Genomic DNA, 15,980 nt, shown 5'->3' on the forward strand with positions numbered 1-15,980 from the left:
GAGGAGCTGCGCTTCCCATGTCCACCACGCACCCCCAGACCCCGCTGCGCTGGTACGGCGACGGCTACCCCAGCACGGACCCGGCCGGCGTGTACCAGGTCCTCGCCGACCTGGACGCCCCCTGCTTCATCGTCGCCACCCCGCAGGGGCCCGGCGCCGTCTCCGGCGGCACCGCCGCCCCCGCCGGCCAGGGCCCGCAACTGCTGGCCGCCGCCGCCCCGCTGCCGCCCCACCGGCTCGGCTCTGCCGCCTTCACCGCCGCCCACGGCGTGCGCCAGCCCTACATGGCCGGCGCCATGGCGGGCGGCATCGCCTCCGCCGACATGGTGATCGCCCTGGCCCGGGAGGGCTTCCTGGCATCCTTCGGCGCCGCCGGACTGCTGCCCGAGACCATCGAGAAGGCGCTGCTGCGGTTCGCCGCCGAGATCCCCGGCCTGCCGTACGCCGTCAACCTGATCCACAGCCCCAGCGAGGACCGGCTGGAACGCGAGGCCGTGGAGCTGTTCCTGCGGCACGGCGTGCGCTGCGTAGAGGCGTCGGCCTACATGGGCCTCACCCCGCACGTGGTGCGCTACCGCCTGGCCGGGCTGCGCCGCGACGCGGACGGGCGGATCGTCTCCGACAACCGGCTGATCGCCAAGATCTCCCGTCCGGAGACCGCCGAGCGCTTCATGCGGCCGGCTCCCTCCGCCACCGTCAGCGCCCTGCTGGAGCAGGGCCTGATCACCGCCGAGCAGGCGTCCCTCGCCCACCACGTACCGCTGGCCGACGACATCACGGTGGAGGCCGACTCGGGCGGCCACACCGACCGCCGCCCGCTGCCCGCGCTGCTTCCGACCATCCTGCGGCTGCGCGACCACGTGCAGCGCGAGCACCGCTATCCGGTGCCGGTCCGGGTCGGCGCGGCCGGCGGCCTCGGCACCCCGGTCGCGGTCGCCGCGGCCTTCTCGATGGGCGCGGCCTACGTGGTGACCGGCTCGGTCAACCAGTCCTGTCTGGAGTCGGGCGCCTCGCCCGTCGCCAAGGCGATGCTCGCCGAGGCCGGCATCGCCGACTGCGAGATGGCCCCGGCCGCCGACATGTTCGAGATGGGCGTCGACCTCCAGGTGCTCAAGAAGGGCACCCTCTTCCCGATGCGCGCCCGCCGCCTCTACCAGCTCTACCAGGCCCACGACGGCCTTGAGGCGCTGCCGGCGGAGGAGCGCGCCCGGCTTGAGCAGCAGATCTTCCGCCGCCCCCTGGAGGAGGTCTGGCAGGACTGCGTCGCCTACTTCCAGCGTCGCGACCCCGAACAGCTCACCCGCGCCGAGGGCAGCCCCAAGCGCCGGATGGCCCTGGTCTTCCGCTGGTACCTCGGCATGGCCTCGCGCTGGGCGGTGACCGGCCAGGACGACCGTGCGCAGGACTACCAGATCTGGTGCGGGCCGGCCATGGGCTCCTTCAACGACTGGGCCACCGGCAGCTATCTGAAGAACCCCAGCAACCGACGGGTCGCGGACGTCGCCCACCACCTGATGCGCGGCGCCGCCTTCCACACCCGGCTGGCGCAACTGCGCCTGGCCGGCGTGCACATCCCGGCCGGCGCCGCCGACTACCGGCCCGTCCCGCTGGAGACCCCCACCGACGCCGCACCCACGGCGGGCGCCCGATGAGCGCCGCACTGACCCCCGAGAAGCTGGAGGAACTGCTCGGCGACCCCGCCGACCCCGCCAACCCTTCCGGCTACGCCGCCGCCGTGGCCCATGACGAGGCGAACGACGCGCCGGAACACCTGTACGAGGTGCTGCGGGAGACCGGTTTCCACCTCAACTACCTGCCGCAGCAGTGGGGCGGGGCCTTCGAGTCCTTCGACCGCAGCCTCACCCTGGTCCGGGCGGCGGCCCGCCGGGACGTCCGGATCATGCCCGGCACCATGTTCAGCATCATCGCCGCCACCTGTCTGCAACTGCACGGCACCACCGCGCAGCAGGAGCGGGTGGCGCGCATCCTGCGGGACGGCGGCGCCGTCGCCTTCGCCCTCACCGAGGCGGACCACGGCAGCGATCTGCTCGCCGGACAGGTGCGGCTCGACGGGGCGGGCCTGCTGCACGGCGAGAAGTGGCTGGTCGGCAACGGCCTGCGGGCCCAGGCCGTCTACGTCGTCGCCCGCACCGGCCCCCGCGGGCCCGGCGCCTTCACCTCCTTCCTGCTGGACCTGACCGACGGTTCCCTCGACGAGGACGACCTGGTCCGGCTGCCCGCCCCGCCGATCATTGGCATGCGCGGCATCGACCTGGCCACCCTCCGCTTCGACGCCCTCCCGGTGCCGTGGGACGCGCAGGTCGGCAAGGAGGGCGAGGGCCTGGAGGTCGCCATCCGGGCGCAGCAGGCGGTCCGGCTGATGAGCGTGGCGGGTTCGCTCGGCATCGCCGACACCGCCCTGCGGCTCGCCCTCGGCTTCGCCGCCGAGCGCCGCTTCGGCCGTACGACGCTGGCCGCGACGCCGTACGCGGCCCGCGAGCTGGCGACCGCGTCCGCCGCGCTGCTGGCGGCGGACGCGGTGGCGCTGGCCGCCGCCCGCGGCGTGCACGTGGCGCCGGAGGCGTTCAGCGTCTGGGGCCCGGCCGTCAAGCACCTGGTCGCCGAGGCCACCGAGGACCTGCTGCGGCACTGCGGCACCGTCCTGGCCACCCGCTCGGTGCTGCGCGAGAAGACCCCCGGGGACGGCGTGTTCCAGAAGTTGCAGCGCGACTCGGCCGTCGTCCGCGTCATCGACGCCAGCCCCTACGCCAACCTGCGCTCCTACAGCGGCCAGCTGCCCACCCTGCTCGCCACCACCGACACCCCCGACCCCGGGACGGTGCGCCGGATCTTCGCCCTGGACGCCGAGCTGCCGCCCTACGAACCCGCCCGCCTCGACCTCATCGCCCGCGGCGTGGACCCGGTCCTCGGCGGCCTGCCCGCCGTGAGCGAGGCCGCCCGCACGGCCCTGGACGAGGACACCGCGGGCCTGCTCGCCCGCCTCGCCGAGGCCGTCACCGCACTGCTGCCGCAGGCCGAGGCGGCCCGGCGCCCCGGCGCCGACCCCAACGCCCTCGCCGACCTCGCCGAGCGCTACGCCTGGCTGCACGGCGGCGCCGCCTGCGTCCACCTGTGGTGGGCCAACCGCGACCGCCCGCTGTACGGCGCCGAGGCCGGCTCCACCGGCTGGCTGCGCGCCGCCCTCGCCTATCTGCTGGCCCGCGCAGAGGGCGCCGACCCGCGCCGGTACGGGCCGCACCTGCTGCCCGCCCTCGACGTCCTCACCGCGCTGTCCGAGCAGCAGTCGCTCTTCACCGCCACCCCCGTCCGCCTCGCCGCGACGCTCCCGGAGGCCGCTGATGCGCAAGCCTGACCTGACCGCCCTGGTCGCCCGGTTCGAGGAGTTCCTCGGCTGCCCGCCCGAGCCCGCCGGTCCGGCGCCGTACGCCCGCGTCACCGGGACGGACGGGCGGGAGACCCCCGCCTACGACCTCGTGCGGGTCCTGCGCGGCTGGGGCATGCCGGAGTCCGCGCTGTCCCTCGAACCGTCCGCCACCCCCGTCCGCCTCGGCGACGCTCCAGGAGGCCGCTGATGCCCAAGTCCGATCTGACCGAACTGGCCGTCCGGCTGGAGGAGTTCCTCGGCTGCCCGCACGACGGGGCCGCCCGGATGCCCTACACCCGGATCATGGAGCTGGACGAGCGGGAGTCCTACCCGTACGAGTTCGTCCAGATGCTGCGCGGCTGGGGCGTGCCCGAGTACGCGCTGCCCGGCGAGCAGGGCGGCCGCGCGGGCGACGTGGAGGCCGAGTTCAACCTGGTCCGGCTGGTCGCCCGGCGCGACCCGGCCACCGCCACCGCGCTGATCATCACCAACCTGGCCTTCATGCCGGTGTGGATCGCCGGCACCGACGAGCAGAAGCGCCGCATCGTCGAGGCCGTCAAGCACGGCCACCGGCTCTCCTGGGGCCTGTCCGAGCGCGCCTACGGCAGCGACCTGCTGGCCAACGCCATGACCGCCACCAAGGTGGACGGCGGCTACCTGCTCACCGGCGAGAAGTGGCTGATCGGCAACGCCACCTGGTCGGACGGCATGGTGGTCTTCGCCCGCACCAGCGAGCGCGGCGGCACCGGCGGCTTCTCGGTCTTCGTTCTGGACAAGCGCACCGCCCCGGTCGGCAGCGTCCAGGAACTGCCCGGCGAGCGGCTGCACGGCCTGCGCGCCATGGACATCAGCGGCCTGCGCGTGGAGGGCGTCTTCGTACCCGAGGAGGCCCGGCTCGGCATCGAGGGCCAGGGCCTGGAGACCGCCCTGAAGGCCACCCAGACCGCCCGGGCGCAGATCAGCTCCATCGCGCTGTCCGCGGTGGACACCGGCCTGCGGCTCACCCTCGACTTCACCGAGGGCCGGATCATCCTCGGCCAGGCCGTCAGCGACATCCCCTACAGCCGCCGCCAGCTCACCGAGGTCTTCGCCGACCTGCTGGTGGCCGACGCGGTCAGCCTCGGCGCGGTGCGCGGCCTCCAGGTGACGCCGCAGCAGGTCAGCGTCTCCTCCTCGGTGGTGAAGTACTTCGTGCCCACCCTGCTGGAGCGCACCATGTCCCAGCTGGCCGTGGTGCTCGGCGCCCGCTTCTTCCTGCGCGCCCACCCGCACTACGGCGTCTTCCAGAAGATGCTCCGCGACCTGCTGGTGGCCAACTTCGCCGACGGCAACACCGTCGTCAACCTGCGCAACCTCGGCCACCAGCTGCAGCCCCTGCTCGCCACCGCGCAGAGCGCCGACGAGAAGCTGCGCGCCGAGGCGGTGGAGAACGCCGCCGTGCTGTACGGCATCGAGCGGTCCATGCCGCCCTACGAGCCCTGGCGGCAGGAGCTGTTCAGCCGCGGCCGCGACGACACCGTGCTGGCCGCGCCGGACGGCATCGCCCGGCTGCGCGCACTCGCCCACGACGCCAAGGAGGACGACCAGCGCGACTGGCTGGTGCGGGCCGCCGACACCGCCGAGGAGCTGATCGGCACCGCCGCCCCGCTCGCCGAGCGCTGCGAGAAGCTGCGCGCCGAACTCGGCCGGGCCTACGGCCAGTCCGCCGAACTGTTCGACCTGGCCAAGGAGTACTGCCTGGTGCACGCCGCCGCCGCGTGCGTGCTCACCTTCGTCCACTCCCACGAGGCCCTGGAGGAGCCGCTGCCCAGCGCGGCCGTGCTGCTGCTCCAGCTGGAGCGACTGCGCCGGCACCTGCGGCCCCACGAGGCCGTCACCGACCAGGCCGTGGTGGACGAGGTGATGCGGGTGCTGCGCCACTTCCACCACGAGGAGCGGCTGTTCTCGCACTGGCAGTTCCCGCTCGCCGAGCGCGTCCTGGACCAGGACGCGGTCCGCTCCTGACCCGCGCCACCGACCCGGAGGAGGACACCGGCGTGAGCCGCGAACCGCAGGCCCTCGCCCGCAGCGCCGCCGGGCCCGCGCCCCGGACGCATTCCCCGGGGTGCGGCCCGGGCGTCCGGCGCGGGCACCTCGACGGGCCGCTTCGGGTGTGCACCCGCGGCCCGTACCACCGGCGGACGCCGGCTCGCCCGGCCTTGTGCGGGGCCGGGCGAGCCGTCCGCCGCCCGCGGGCGATCGGAGGGCGCCGGCGATGAACCCCGACCCGGCCGACCTCTGGCTGCTGCCCGAGCGGGCGGTGGACACCTTCGCCGGCGCGTTCGGCGGGGCACGGCTGCTCACCGAGGAGGAACGCGCCCGGCTGCGGCGCCTGCGCGGCCAGGGAGCGCGCCGCCGCTTCCTGGGCGCCAGGACGCTGGCCCGCTACGCGCTCAGCGCGCGCAGCGGGCGGCCGGTGCACACCTGGCGCTTCCGGCCCGGCCCCTGGGGCCGGCCCGAGCCCGAACCGTCCTGCGAGGGGCTGCGGTTCAATCTCTCGCACACCGAAGGGCTGATCGCCTGCCTGGTCACCCGGGGGACCTGCGGGGTGGACGTCGAGCGCGCCCCGGCCTCGCCGGACGCGCTCACCCACCTCGTGCCGCGCCTGGCGGAGGCCGAGCGCGCCGAACTGGCCGCACTGCCGCCCGCCGCCCGCGCCGACCGGTTCAGCGAACTGTGGGTGCTCAAGGAGGCGTACCTCAAGGCGCTCGGCACCGGGGTCACCCGGGACCTGTCCGGCTTCTCCTTCACCACCCCGCCCACCGGGCCGATCGCCGTGCGGGACCCCCGCCGGCCGTCCGGGCCGGCCGACGCCTGGTGGTTCCGGCTGCTGCGTCCCGCCCCGGGATACGTGCTCGCCGTCGCCGCCGAGCACGGCAGCCCGGCCCATCTGCACCGCATCGACCTGGCCGACCTCGCCGACCCCGGCGAGGCGTCCGCCGCCTGACCACTCGTCCGTTTCACAAGTGAGGACCACCATGGCACCCGAGCACACTCCCCGCGTCGCCGTCATCGGAGCGGGCGTCTCCGGCATCTCCGCCGCCTACCACCTGCGCGACCGCGCCCGGATCACCCTCTTCGAGCGGGAGGACCGGCTCGGCGGGCACGCGAACACCGTCGAGATCGAGGACGACGGCCGCGTCCTCGGCATCGACACCGCCTTCGTCGTCTTCAACCGCCCCGCCTACCCCAACCTCTACGGCTTCTTCGACGAGCTGGGCGTGGACGCGGTGGAGCACCTCGGCGGCTTCAACTTCTTCGACCTGGACTCCGGCCTGGAGTACGGCACCGAGGAACTCGACCTCGCCGAGGAGGAGGTGACGGCCCGCTACGCCGACTCCCCGGAGTTCCTCACGATCTGGCGCGAGGCCCGCCGCTTCCACGCCGAGGGCCGCCGCGACTTCCTGCGCCGCCGCACCGACATCCCGCTCGGCGAGTACCTGGACCGCGGCGGCTACAGCCAGGAGTTCCGGCACTCCTACGTCATCCTGCTCTGCTCCGCCGTGTGGTCGGTGCCCGCCGAGCTGATCTGGGAGATCCCCGCCTCCACCGTGATCGCCTTCTACATGGGCCACGACGAGGGGGGCCTCGGCGGGCGCCGGGTGGACTGGCGCACGGTGGGCGGCGGCTCGATCTCCTACGTCCGCAAGGCGATCGCCGCCATCGGCCCCGACATCCGCACCGGCGAGCCGGTCACCGGCGTGCGCCAGGAGGCGGACGGGGTCGTCGTGACCACCGCCGCCGGCAGCGAGCGCTTCGACTACGCCGTCATCGGCGCCCATGCGGACGAGGCCCTCGCCATGCTGGACAACCCCACCGAGCGGCAGCGCACCGTCCTCGGCACCGTGCGCTACAACTCCTCCGACGTGGTGCTGCACACCGACGACTCGGTGATGCCCGCCGGCCGCGACCGCTGGGAGGCGTGGAACTACGGCAAGGTCTCGGCGGACGGCACGTCCCGCACGTACGTCGCGTACTACATGAACAAGCTGCACGGCTTCACCGCCGAGCAGGACTACTTCGTCACCCTCGACTACCCGCGCGAGATCCGCCCCGAGACGGTGATCGCCCGCTTCCCCTACACCCACCCGATCATCGACAACCAGGTCCGCGAACTCCAGAAGGACATCTACGACGTCAACGAGGGCACCCGGGTCAAGCTCTGCGGGTCCTACTTCCACTCCCGCAAGCTCGGCTGGGACCAGATCGGCTCCCACGAGGCCGGCTTCTCCTCCGGCGCCGAGGCGGCCCGCCGGCTGCTGGCCGAGCTCGACGGCCGGGACGCCTGAGCCGGACGGCCGCGGCGCCCCGGCCGTCTCACCCCTTGTGGCGCTGCGCCGACTCGTGCTCCTGGGCGAGCCTGCGCAGCGCCATCAGGGCCGGCTCCAGCAGGGTGGTGAGGACGACGGCCCGCTCGGCCAGTTCGAGCGGGTCCGTCACCCCCTCCAGCTGGTCGAGGTCGAGCCGGGCGGTCTCCTCGGCCAGCCGGGCGTAGGGGAGCAGGACACGCCAGTCCAGGGCCACCCCGAACTGCTGGAGGCTGGCCAGCGTCTCGGCCAGCAGATCGCGGGCGGGCGCGTCCTGGTGGACCTGCCACCCCAGCTCCTTGATGAGCGCGTCCACCGCGGCCGGCAGCTCGGACTCCTCGGGGGGTTCCTCGGACAGCCGGATCGCACCGAGGGCCAGACCGAGGACGAGATGGGGGTGGGACTGCTCCTCCGAGAGGGCCCCCAGCACCTGCCGGGTGGCCTCCACGGACAGGCCGCGCACCCCGATCAGCGCCCGGATCAGGCGGAGCCGGCGCAGGTGGTGCTCGTCGTACTCGGCCTGGGTGGGCGAGGTGTGCCGGCCCGGGGGCAGCAACTCCTCCCGGATGTAGAACTTGATCGTCGTCACGGACACGCCGCTCTTCCGGCTGAGTTCGGAGATTCGCATCGGCTGCGTCTCCTCCTGTTCATTCGATAGCTCTACTGTCTATAGTGGATAGCGGCAGTATCCATAGTGGCACTATCCATTATGACCGCAGGCGACTTCCGCAGGAAGGCCCCTCCCAGGAAGGGCACAGTCATGCCCACACTCCGCTGGATCACCCCGAACAAGCCGGGGCCCGGTGTCACCACCGCGCTGGTGATGGCCTCGCGACTGGAGGTGCGTTCGCTCAAGGACGTACCGAGATTCTTCCTCCGGTCGCTCGCGGCCTGGAAGCAGGTGCGCACCGCGCCGGGCGCGCTCGGCGCCTCCCTGATCGCCGACCCGCTGGGCCGCACCTTCTGGACCCTGTCCGCCTGGGAGACCCGGGAGCAGCTCTACGCCTACGCCAAGGCGGAGCCGCACCACACGATCGTGAAGGGCCTGCGCTCCACCATGCGCCAGTCGGTCTTCACCTTCTGGGAGGTCCCGGTCGGCGAGCTGCCGATCACCTGGACGGACGCCAAGCGCCGCATCGCCGAGCAGCAGGCCGCCGAGGCCCGTTCCTGAGCACCCGCACCACCGCCCCCATCCGTTCCCGTTCGCCCCCTGGCGAACCGCCGAGGAGACCCCCCCATGCCCAAGCCCGATATCCGGTCGGCGCCGCTGTGGCTGTCGATCGTGGCCTCCAGCGTCCCGATGTTCATGGTCGCGCTGGACAACCTGGTCGTCTCGACCGCACTGCACACCCTGTCCGAAGAGCTCGACGCCTCCACCCAGGACCTGCAGTGGTTCGTCAACGCCTACGTGCTCAGCTTCGCCTGCCTGCTGCTCACCGCCGCCGCCCTCGGTGACCGCTTCGGCCGGCGCCGGGTCTTCGTCCTCGGCATCACCCTGTTCACCGTCGCCTCCGTCTTCTGCGGCCTCGCCACCACCAGCGGCGAGCTGATCGCCGCCCGGGCCGTCCAGGGCGTCGGCGGAGCGGCCGTGATGCCGCTCTCCCTGACCCTGCTCTCGCAGGCCGTCCCGGCCAACAAGCGCGGCCTGGCCCTCGGCCTGTGGTCCGGCATCAGCGGCCTGGCCGTGGCCATGGGACCGGTCGTCGGCGGCGCCGTGGTGGACGGCCTGGACTGGAAGTGGATCTTCTGGGTCAATGTGCCGGTGGGCATCGTGGCCGTCCCGCTGATCCGCTTCGTCCTGCGCGAGAGCCGGCTGGAGGGCGTCGGCCTGGACCTGCCGGGCATGCTGCTCGCCGCGGCCGCCCTGTTCGCCGTGGTCTGGGGCATCGTGCACGCCTCCGACGACGGCTGGACCTCCGGCTCCGTGCTCGCCGCGTTCGCCGCGGGAGCCGTCCTGCTGGTCCTCTTCCTGCTCTGGGAGCGCCGCGCCGCACAGCCGATGCTGCCGCTGTCCTTCTACCGGGTGCGCGCCTTCACCCTCACCAACGTCGTCTCCGCCAGCATGTACTTCGGCGTCTTCGGCTCGCTCTTCCTGCTCGCCCAGTACCTCCAGATCGCCCCGCCGCGCACCCCCTTCGAGGCGGGCGTGCGCACCCTCGCCTGGACGCTGATGCCGATGTTCGTCGCCCCTGTCGCGGGTGTGCTGACCAGCAAGCTCGGCGGCGGCCGGCTGATGGCCTTCGGCCTCTTCCTCCAGGGGATCGGCCTGGCCTGGATCAACCTGGTCGCCGACACCGACACCGCCTACGGGTCGCTGGTCGCGCCGATGGTCGTCGCCGGCATCGGCATGGGCTTCGTCTTCGCGCCCACCGCCGCCGTGGTGCTCGGCTCGGTCAGCCAGGAGCACGCGGGCAAGGCCTCCGGCGCCAACACCACCGTCCGCGAGGTGGGCGGCGCGCTCGGCATCGCCGTGCTCAGCACCGTCTTCGCCAACCACGGCAGCACCACCTCGCCCGCGGAGTTCGTCGACGGCATGCACCCGGCCGTATGGGTGGGCGTCGGCGTCGTGCTCGCCGGCGCGGTCTGCGCTCTCGGCATCCCGCGCCGGCCGCGGCCCGACGACGTCCCGGAGGCCGAGCCGGCGGCCGCCTCCGACGAGGACCGCGCCACAGCGGCCACCGCCTGACGTTCCCACCCCCCTCGACCGGCGCGGGTGCCCGAATCCCCCGCGGGCACCCGCGCCACCCTGCCAGGAGAACGCAATGGAACCCTCACCCTCACTCGAAGGCTGGGACATCGCCCGCGTGGACGGCGACGACCAGCTCCCCTGGATCCCCTGGGGCACCCAGGGCAAGGCGCGGGCCAGGATCGCCGCACGCGCGGACGGCTACCACGTCGCCATCGTCGAGGCCGAGCCCGGCTACCGCACCGACCCGCACGTGCACGACCACCCCGAGTTCCTCTACGTCATCGAGGGCACCCTCAGCAACCAGGGCCGCACCATGACCGCCGGCGACGTGTTCGCCGCCGCCGCAGGCTCCCGGCACACCCACTTCGTCGCCGAGACACCTCTCAAGTACGTGTCGATCTTCAAGACCGAGAACGGCGCGGAGAAGGCCTGACACCGCGTCCGAACGGCATCGACGTCCCGGCCGCGACGGGCCGCGGCCGGGACGCAGGCACCAAGACAGGTCCGTGGAGCTGGTACGCCGTGGACGGCACCCCGTCCCGCCACCGACAACCCCGAACCGAGGATTCCCATGTATGTCGAATCGTCGTCCGACAGTGCCCACGAGGTCTTCTTCCGCGTTCTGGGGCCGTTGCGGGTGTGTTTCGGGAAGCGGGAGGTCTCCCTCCCCGAGAGCCGTCAACTCACCGTTCTGGCCGTCCTGCTGACCGAGGTCAACAAGGCCGTGCCGGTCGGCAGACTCATCGACGCGGTGTGGGGCGACACCCCGCCGGTCACCGCCGACAAACAGATACAGACGTGTGTGTGGCGCGTGCGCAAGGCGCTCGTCCAGGCCGGGTCCCGGGCCGACCTCATCGAGACCGTCCGAGGCGGTTACCTGCTGCGCCTGCCCGACGGGTCCGTCGACACCCAGCTCTTCGAGCAGCTCAGGGAGCGCGGCCGCTTCCGGGCCCGGGCCGGCGATCCGAGGGGCGCGGTCGACGACTACCGGGCCGCTCTCGCGCTGTTCCGGGGAGAGCCGCTGGCCGGACTCGCCAGCCGGATGCTCGAACCCGTCGCGGCCTACTGGGCGGAACGTCGGCTCACCCTGCTGGAGGAGTGCTTCGACGTGGAGCTCGCCCTCGGCCACCACCGCGAACTCGTCGGCGAACTCAGCCTCTTGGTGGAGGAGCACCCGCTGCGCGAACAGCTGCGCTGGCATCTGATGACCGCGCTGTACCTGTCCGACCGCCGCGCCGACGCCCTCGCGGTCTACCACGCGGGCCGCGCCGCGCTCATCAGCCATGTCGGCCTCGACCCCTGCGCCCGCCTCCAGGAGCTGCACCAGAGGATCATCGCGGGCGACCCGGTCCTGCCGGCCGACGCCGTCCCGTCCCCGGGGGCGTACCGGAGTCCCGTCCTGCGGGGCGTGTCCTGACCGGTCGGCCGGAGGTGGCGCTTCCGGGGAGCGGGGGACGCGGCAACCGCGGCGGGCGGCACAGGGCGGCGGACGGAGCGGTCCGCCGCCCGTGCGACATGCGTCAGCGCGCACCGGCCGCCGCCCCGGCCGGCGCCGCCGCCTCCCGTGCCTCCACCAGCTCGGCGGCGAGCGTCTCCAGCGCCCGGCGGAGCACGTCGACGGCCTTGGCGAACTCGGTGAGGTCGATGTGCTCCCGGTCGGTGTGGTCGAGACCGGAGTCGCCCGGGCCGTAGACGGCCATGGGCACGTTCCAGTGCGGCTCGACGATGTTGAGGTCGGCCGTGCCCGTCTTGAGCTTCAGCGTCGGACGCGCGCCCTGGGCCCGGATCGCGGAGCACAGGGCGCGCACCACCGCACCGCGGGTGTCGAGGCGCACGGCCGGGGTCCGGTCGTCGATCCTCAGCACGGCGTCGCCGGCGGCCTCGGCCAGGAAGCGTTCGAACGCCGGCAGGTCGAAGCCCGGGGGAGTGCGGCAGGCGATGGTCATCCGCGCCTCCTCGATGGTGCCGCTCATCTCGGTCAGCGTCGGGATGGGCCGGTCGAAGGCACGGGTTCCCGAGGTGTGCGCCGCGCAGTAGCCGGCCACCTCGTTCCAGAAGGCGACGGCCGCCTCGCTCGCCTTCTCCTCGGGGCTGGCCGTGTGCACGGCGGGGCGGCGCACCTCGTAGCGCACCACGACCCGCCCCTTGTAGCCGATGCCGACGCCGGACCACCCGTTGGGCTCCCCGACGAAGGCGGCGTCGGGCCGGTGTCCCTCGAGGAGGTGTGTCGCACCCCGTCCGAAGGTCTCCTCCTCGACCACCCCCGCGACCACCAGGCGCACCGGGCCGGCCTCGGCGGTCGCGGCCGCGCAGATCATGGCGGCCAACGGCCCCTTGGCGTCCACCGTGCCCCGCCCGTGCAGAAGGCTGCCCTCCTGACGCACCTCCAACAGGGGCTGCACGGTGTCCATGTGGCCGATCAGCATGATCGTCGGGCCGTCGGCCGGGCCGCGCCCGGCGATGACGTTGCCGACCTCGTCCACATGTGTCTCGAAGCCCCAGTCCCGCAGCTCCGCGGCCAGGAAGGCGGCCAGTTCCGCCTCCTCGCCCGACGGCGAGGGTATGTCGACCATGCGTCGCAGCAGCGACTCGGCACGTGTGCTCATCGAAACTCCTTGCGTGGGGCTCGGGTCCCGCGCGAAGAGCGCGAGGGAAGGGCCTCCCCGCCGGTCACAGCGGGGAGGAGGGCCGGCGGGGAGGGTCAGGGCCTCTCGTTCGGACCACGCCGGGCTCGCGGGGCCTGGTGCCGCACCTCGCCGGTTGTCGTCGGTTGCGATGGCTTCGCCATGCCGCCCTCCTCCGCCTGGCGAGGCACGGCGCCAGGCCCCGCCTCCTGGTCCGGACGGAAGACCCTAGGCGGCGCCGCGGACGAACGTCGTGCCGACGCCCTTCCGGGCGGCGAGCACCGGGGAGTCGAGGCGGCCGTCGGCCAGGACGACGTGCGCGACCCCGGCCAGGAAGGCCTCGCCCGCGCTGCGCAGCTTCACCTTCATCCGCCCGCCGGTGCCGTCGAGATACGTGTCCAGCTCCTCACCGGGCACCTCGGCGACGAGGCTGTCCGGGTCGGCGGGGTCGCGCAGCAGCCCGGGCACATTGGACAGGATGATCAGCCAGTCGGCCGCCAGGGCCGCCGCGAGCCGCGCGGCGAACCGGTCGGCGTCGACGTTGAGCAGCCCGCCCGCCGCGTCCCTGGCCGGCGGCGACACCACCGGTACGTAACCGCCGCCCAGCAGGGTCAGCAGGAGAGCCGGATCGACGTCCTTGATCCGCCCGGAGAAGTCGTCCCGGACGACCCGCTCCACCCCGTCGACCACGGCCCTGACCGGCGGCGTCCGGCGCGCGGTGACCAGCGAGCCGTCGTTCCCGGACAGGCCGACCGCGCGGACCCCGGCCCCGGTCAGCTCCGTGACCAGCGCCGGTTTCACCCGGCCGAGCATCGCCATGACCAGCGCGTCCAGCGCGGGTGCGTCGGTGTAGCGGCTGTGCCGGCCGTCGGGCGCGGTCAACCTGCGCACCGGGCGCCCGAGTTCGGCGGCGAGCCGGTCGGCCTCCGCGCCGCCGCCGTGCACGACGACCACTTCAGCGCCCTGCCGGACGAGGTCGGCGATGTCGGCGCAGGCACGGGTCATCTCCGCGCCGAGCGAACCGCCGACCTTGATGACGAACCGCTCAGGCCGGGTGGAGCCCGGCGAACCGGAGTCCTGCGGTCTCGTCGTGGCCGACGGCGATGTTGAAACACTGGACGGCATTGCCGGCGCCTCCTTTCACCAGGTTGTCGATGGCCGCCACGACGATCAGGTGGTCCCCCTCGGCGTTCAGCGACAGGCCGATGTCGCAGTAGTTGGTGCCGCTGAGGATCTTCGGGTCCGGGATCCTGCGCAGCGCGGAGCGCTCCCTGACCAGCCGGACGAACGGCTCGTCCCGGTAGGCCGCGCGGTACAGCGCCCACACCTCGCGCTCGGTGACGGCCCGCGACGGGGTGATGTGGCAGACCACCTGGATGCCGCGCACCGCCTCGATGCCGGTCACCGTCATGTGCACCGGTACCTCGCAGGCCTGCTCGATCTCCGCGGTGTGCCGGTGACCGTGCGGCTTGGCCATGCGCAGGGCGCCGCTGCGCTCGGGGTGGTGACTGCCCTCGTCGGGACTCCGGCCCCCGCCGCTGGAGCCGGTCCGGGCGTCGATCAGGGCCGGTCCCTCGACCAGCCCCGCCGCGGCGAGCGGGTGCAGGGCGAGGATCGCGGCGTTGGCCATGCAGCCCGGCACCGCGATGTGGGTCGCCCCGCGCAGTTGCTCGCGGTGCAGTTCGGGGATGCCGGGTCGAAAGCGCGAGAGCCAGACCTCGTCCGGTGCGGCGCCCGGGTAGTGGCGCTCGCGCCGGACGGGGTCGTGGAGCCGGAAGTCGGCGCTCAGGTCCACCACCATCGGCGCGAGCGCAGACCAGGCGGCGATGTTCTTCGCCGACGCCCCGTGCGGCACCGCCAGGAAGACGACGTCGGACTCCTTCAGGTCCTCCTCGGCCACGAAGGACAGATCGCTGTGGCCGCGCAGGTTGGGATGCGCGGCGGTCAGCGGACGGCCCCGCAGGCGGGTCGAGGTGGCCTGGGCCAGCTCCAGATGCGGGTGCTGGAGCAGGAGCCTGACGAGTTCGCCGCCGATGTATCCGCCGGCGCCGATCACCGTTGCTCTCACGGGTCCATCGCCTCCAGGACGTGGCTGACGAGGAGGTCGGCGATGTCCAGCCCGGTGGCGGCGGCCAGACCGTGGAACTCCATGGTGTGGTTGACCTCGGTGACCAGCACCTCGCCGTCGGAGCGTTCGATCAGGTCGACCGCGAGCATGCCGCCGCCGACCGCTTCGGCGGCCCGCAGCGCGAGCTTGGCCAGCTCCGGCGTGATCTCGCACGGTTCCGTGGTGGCACCGCGCGCCGTGTTGGTGATCCAGTGCTCGGATCTGCGGTAGACGGCCGCGACGACCTGGTCGCCGAGCACGATGACCCGGATGTCGCGGCCGGGCTTGTCGATGAGTTCCTGGACGTAGAACACCGAGTGCGACGGCGAGCGCAGCGCCTGCTTGTGCTCGACGAGGGTCTCGGCCGCGTCCCGGTCGTTGACCTTCGACATCAGCCGGCCCCACGACCCGACGGCGGGCTTGACCACCGCCGGGTAGCCGATCTCCTCGATGGCCCCCAGCGCCGCGTCGGGGGTGACCGCCACGACGGTGCGCGGGGTCGGCAGCCCGGCGGCCACCAGGGCCAGCGAGGTGAGGATCTTGTCGCCGCAGACCTCGATGACGCCGCTCGGGTTGAAGACCCGATGCCCCGTCGACTCGAACAGGCGCGTCGCGTAGACGCTCCTGGTGTGCGACATGATCCGGTTCAGCACCCCGCGGTAGCGCACCGGCGGCGGCGCCTGGAGATCACTGACCAGCGTACGGTCGTCGACGGCCGCGTACGGGACGCCGCGTCGCTCGAGGGCGGCGAAGATCAGCCGCTCCTCGAGGCGGACGCGGGTGGTCAGGACGGCCAGGAGGCCGTCCTGCGACACGCTTGTGGTCACCC

The 15,980-nt window shown here is 73.3% G+C and carries 15 protein-coding genes; 10 read left to right on the plus strand and 5 right to left on the minus strand.

Going from position 1 to position 15,980, the window contains the following annotated elements:
* The first annotated feature begins 17 nt into the window (after positions 1–17).
* From AB0N63_RS21075 to AB0N63_RS21100, 6 genes are all read left to right on the plus strand, one after another.
* Positions 18–1,652: a PfaD family polyunsaturated fatty acid/polyketide biosynthesis protein gene (locus tag AB0N63_RS21075; RefSeq protein WP_365530522.1), complete on the plus strand. Its 1,635-nt coding sequence runs from the start codon at positions 18–20 to the stop codon at positions 1,650–1,652.
* Positions 1,649–3,373, plus strand: coding sequence for an acyl-CoA dehydrogenase family protein (locus AB0N63_RS21080; RefSeq protein WP_365530523.1), 1,725 nt, complete (start codon positions 1,649–1,651; stop codon positions 3,371–3,373). The genes AB0N63_RS21075 and AB0N63_RS21080 overlap by 4 nt, the downstream gene beginning before the upstream one ends.
* Complete coding sequence (locus AB0N63_RS21085; protein ID WP_365530524.1) at positions 3,360–3,593, plus strand: hypothetical protein; 234 nt, start codon at positions 3,360–3,362, stop codon at positions 3,591–3,593. The genes AB0N63_RS21080 and AB0N63_RS21085 overlap by 14 nt, the downstream gene beginning before the upstream one ends.
* Positions 3,593–5,389: an acyl-CoA dehydrogenase family protein gene (locus AB0N63_RS21090; protein WP_365530525.1), complete on the plus strand. Its 1,797-nt coding sequence runs from the start codon at positions 3,593–3,595 to the stop codon at positions 5,387–5,389. The genes AB0N63_RS21085 and AB0N63_RS21090 overlap by 1 nt, the downstream gene beginning before the upstream one ends.
* A 250-nt stretch (positions 5,390–5,639) precedes the next feature.
* Positions 5,640–6,371, plus strand: a complete 732-nt coding sequence (locus AB0N63_RS21095) for a 4'-phosphopantetheinyl transferase superfamily protein (RefSeq protein ID WP_365530526.1) — start codon at positions 5,640–5,642, stop codon at positions 6,369–6,371.
* A 31-nt stretch (positions 6,372–6,402) separates the two neighbouring features.
* Positions 6,403–7,713, plus strand: a complete 1,311-nt coding sequence (locus AB0N63_RS21100; protein ID WP_365530527.1) for an FAD-dependent oxidoreductase — start codon at positions 6,403–6,405, stop codon at positions 7,711–7,713.
* A 28-nt stretch (positions 7,714–7,741) separates the two neighbouring features.
* On the opposite strand, the gene AB0N63_RS21105 is transcribed toward AB0N63_RS21100, so the two are convergent.
* Positions 7,742–8,359, minus strand: a complete 618-nt coding sequence (locus tag AB0N63_RS21105; protein WP_365530528.1) for a MerR family transcriptional regulator — start codon at positions 8,357–8,359, stop codon at positions 7,742–7,744.
* A gap of 132 nt (positions 8,360–8,491) precedes the next feature.
* Between AB0N63_RS21105 and AB0N63_RS21110 the strand changes: the two genes are divergently transcribed.
* From AB0N63_RS21110 to AB0N63_RS21125, 4 genes are all read left to right on the plus strand, one after another.
* A complete protein-coding gene (locus AB0N63_RS21110) occupies positions 8,492–8,902 on the plus strand; it encodes a DUF3291 domain-containing protein (RefSeq protein ID WP_365530529.1) in 411 nt (136 codons plus the stop codon).
* A 66-nt stretch (positions 8,903–8,968) separates the two neighbouring features.
* Positions 8,969–10,417: an MFS transporter gene (locus AB0N63_RS21115; protein ID WP_365530530.1), complete on the plus strand. Its 1,449-nt coding sequence runs from the start codon at positions 8,969–8,971 to the stop codon at positions 10,415–10,417.
* A 76-nt stretch (positions 10,418–10,493) separates the two neighbouring features.
* A complete protein-coding gene (locus AB0N63_RS21120) occupies positions 10,494–10,853 on the plus strand; it encodes a cupin domain-containing protein (protein WP_365530531.1) in 360 nt (119 codons plus the stop codon).
* Between the two features lie 138 nt (positions 10,854–10,991).
* A complete protein-coding gene (locus AB0N63_RS21125; RefSeq protein WP_365530532.1) occupies positions 10,992–11,837 on the plus strand; it encodes an AfsR/SARP family transcriptional regulator in 846 nt (281 codons plus the stop codon).
* Between the two features lie 103 nt (positions 11,838–11,940).
* Here the strand turns inward: AB0N63_RS21125 and AB0N63_RS21130 are convergent, their stop codons facing one another.
* The 4 genes from AB0N63_RS21130 to lysX form a co-directional block, all read right to left on the minus strand.
* Positions 11,941–13,026: a M20/M25/M40 family metallo-hydrolase gene (locus AB0N63_RS21130; protein ID WP_365530533.1), complete on the minus strand. Its 1,086-nt coding sequence runs from the start codon at positions 13,024–13,026 to the stop codon at positions 11,941–11,943.
* A gap of 246 nt (positions 13,027–13,272) precedes the next feature.
* Positions 13,273–14,049, minus strand: a complete 777-nt coding sequence (locus tag AB0N63_RS21135) for a [LysW]-aminoadipate kinase (protein WP_365530534.1) — start codon at positions 14,047–14,049, stop codon at positions 13,273–13,275.
* Positions 14,050–14,089: 40 nt separating this feature from the next.
* The gene (gene argC / locus AB0N63_RS21140) at positions 14,090–15,112 is read right to left on the minus strand and encodes an N-acetyl-gamma-glutamyl-phosphate reductase (protein ID WP_365530535.1); all 1,023 of its coding nucleotides are present in this window, start codon (positions 15,110–15,112) and stop codon (positions 14,090–14,092) included.
* Complete coding sequence (lysX, locus tag AB0N63_RS21145) at positions 15,109–15,978, minus strand: lysine biosynthesis protein LysX (RefSeq protein WP_365530536.1); 870 nt, start codon at positions 15,976–15,978, stop codon at positions 15,109–15,111. The genes argC and lysX overlap by 4 nt, the downstream gene beginning before the upstream one ends.
* Between the last annotated feature and the right edge of the window lie 2 nt (positions 15,979–15,980).

It is taken from the genome of Streptomyces sp. NPDC093260 (genome assembly GCF_040683715.1).
GTDB classification, from domain to species: domain Bacteria; phylum Actinomycetota; class Actinomycetes; order Streptomycetales; family Streptomycetaceae; genus Streptomyces; species Streptomyces sennicomposti.

Coding starts and splice junctions, on each gene's coding strand:
- AB0N63_RS21075 (WP_365530522.1), top strand. CDS start 18: ATGTCCACCACGCACCCCCAGACCCCGCTGCGCTGGTACGGCGACGGC.
- AB0N63_RS21080 (WP_365530523.1), top strand. CDS start 1,649: ATGAGCGCCGCACTGACCCCCGAGAAGCTGGAGGAACTGCTCGGCGAC.
- AB0N63_RS21085 (WP_365530524.1), top strand. CDS start 3,360: ATGCGCAAGCCTGACCTGACCGCCCTGGTCGCCCGGTTCGAGGAGTTC.
- AB0N63_RS21090 (WP_365530525.1), top strand. CDS start 3,593: ATGCCCAAGTCCGATCTGACCGAACTGGCCGTCCGGCTGGAGGAGTTC.
- AB0N63_RS21095 (WP_365530526.1), top strand. CDS start 5,640: ATGAACCCCGACCCGGCCGACCTCTGGCTGCTGCCCGAGCGGGCGGTG.
- AB0N63_RS21100 (WP_365530527.1), top strand. CDS start 6,403: ATGGCACCCGAGCACACTCCCCGCGTCGCCGTCATCGGAGCGGGCGTC.
- AB0N63_RS21105 (WP_365530528.1), bottom strand. CDS start 8,359: ATGCGAATCTCCGAACTCAGCCGGAAGAGCGGCGTGTCCGTGACGACG.
- AB0N63_RS21110 (WP_365530529.1), top strand. CDS start 8,492: ATGCCCACACTCCGCTGGATCACCCCGAACAAGCCGGGGCCCGGTGTC.
- AB0N63_RS21115 (WP_365530530.1), top strand. CDS start 8,969: ATGCCCAAGCCCGATATCCGGTCGGCGCCGCTGTGGCTGTCGATCGTG.
- AB0N63_RS21120 (WP_365530531.1), top strand. CDS start 10,494: ATGGAACCCTCACCCTCACTCGAAGGCTGGGACATCGCCCGCGTGGAC.
- AB0N63_RS21125 (WP_365530532.1), top strand. CDS start 10,992: ATGTATGTCGAATCGTCGTCCGACAGTGCCCACGAGGTCTTCTTCCGC.
- AB0N63_RS21130 (WP_365530533.1), bottom strand. CDS start 13,026: ATGAGCACACGTGCCGAGTCGCTGCTGCGACGCATGGTCGACATACCC.
- AB0N63_RS21135 (WP_365530534.1), bottom strand. CDS start 14,049: ATGACCCGTGCCTGCGCCGACATCGCCGACCTCGTCCGGCAGGGCGCT.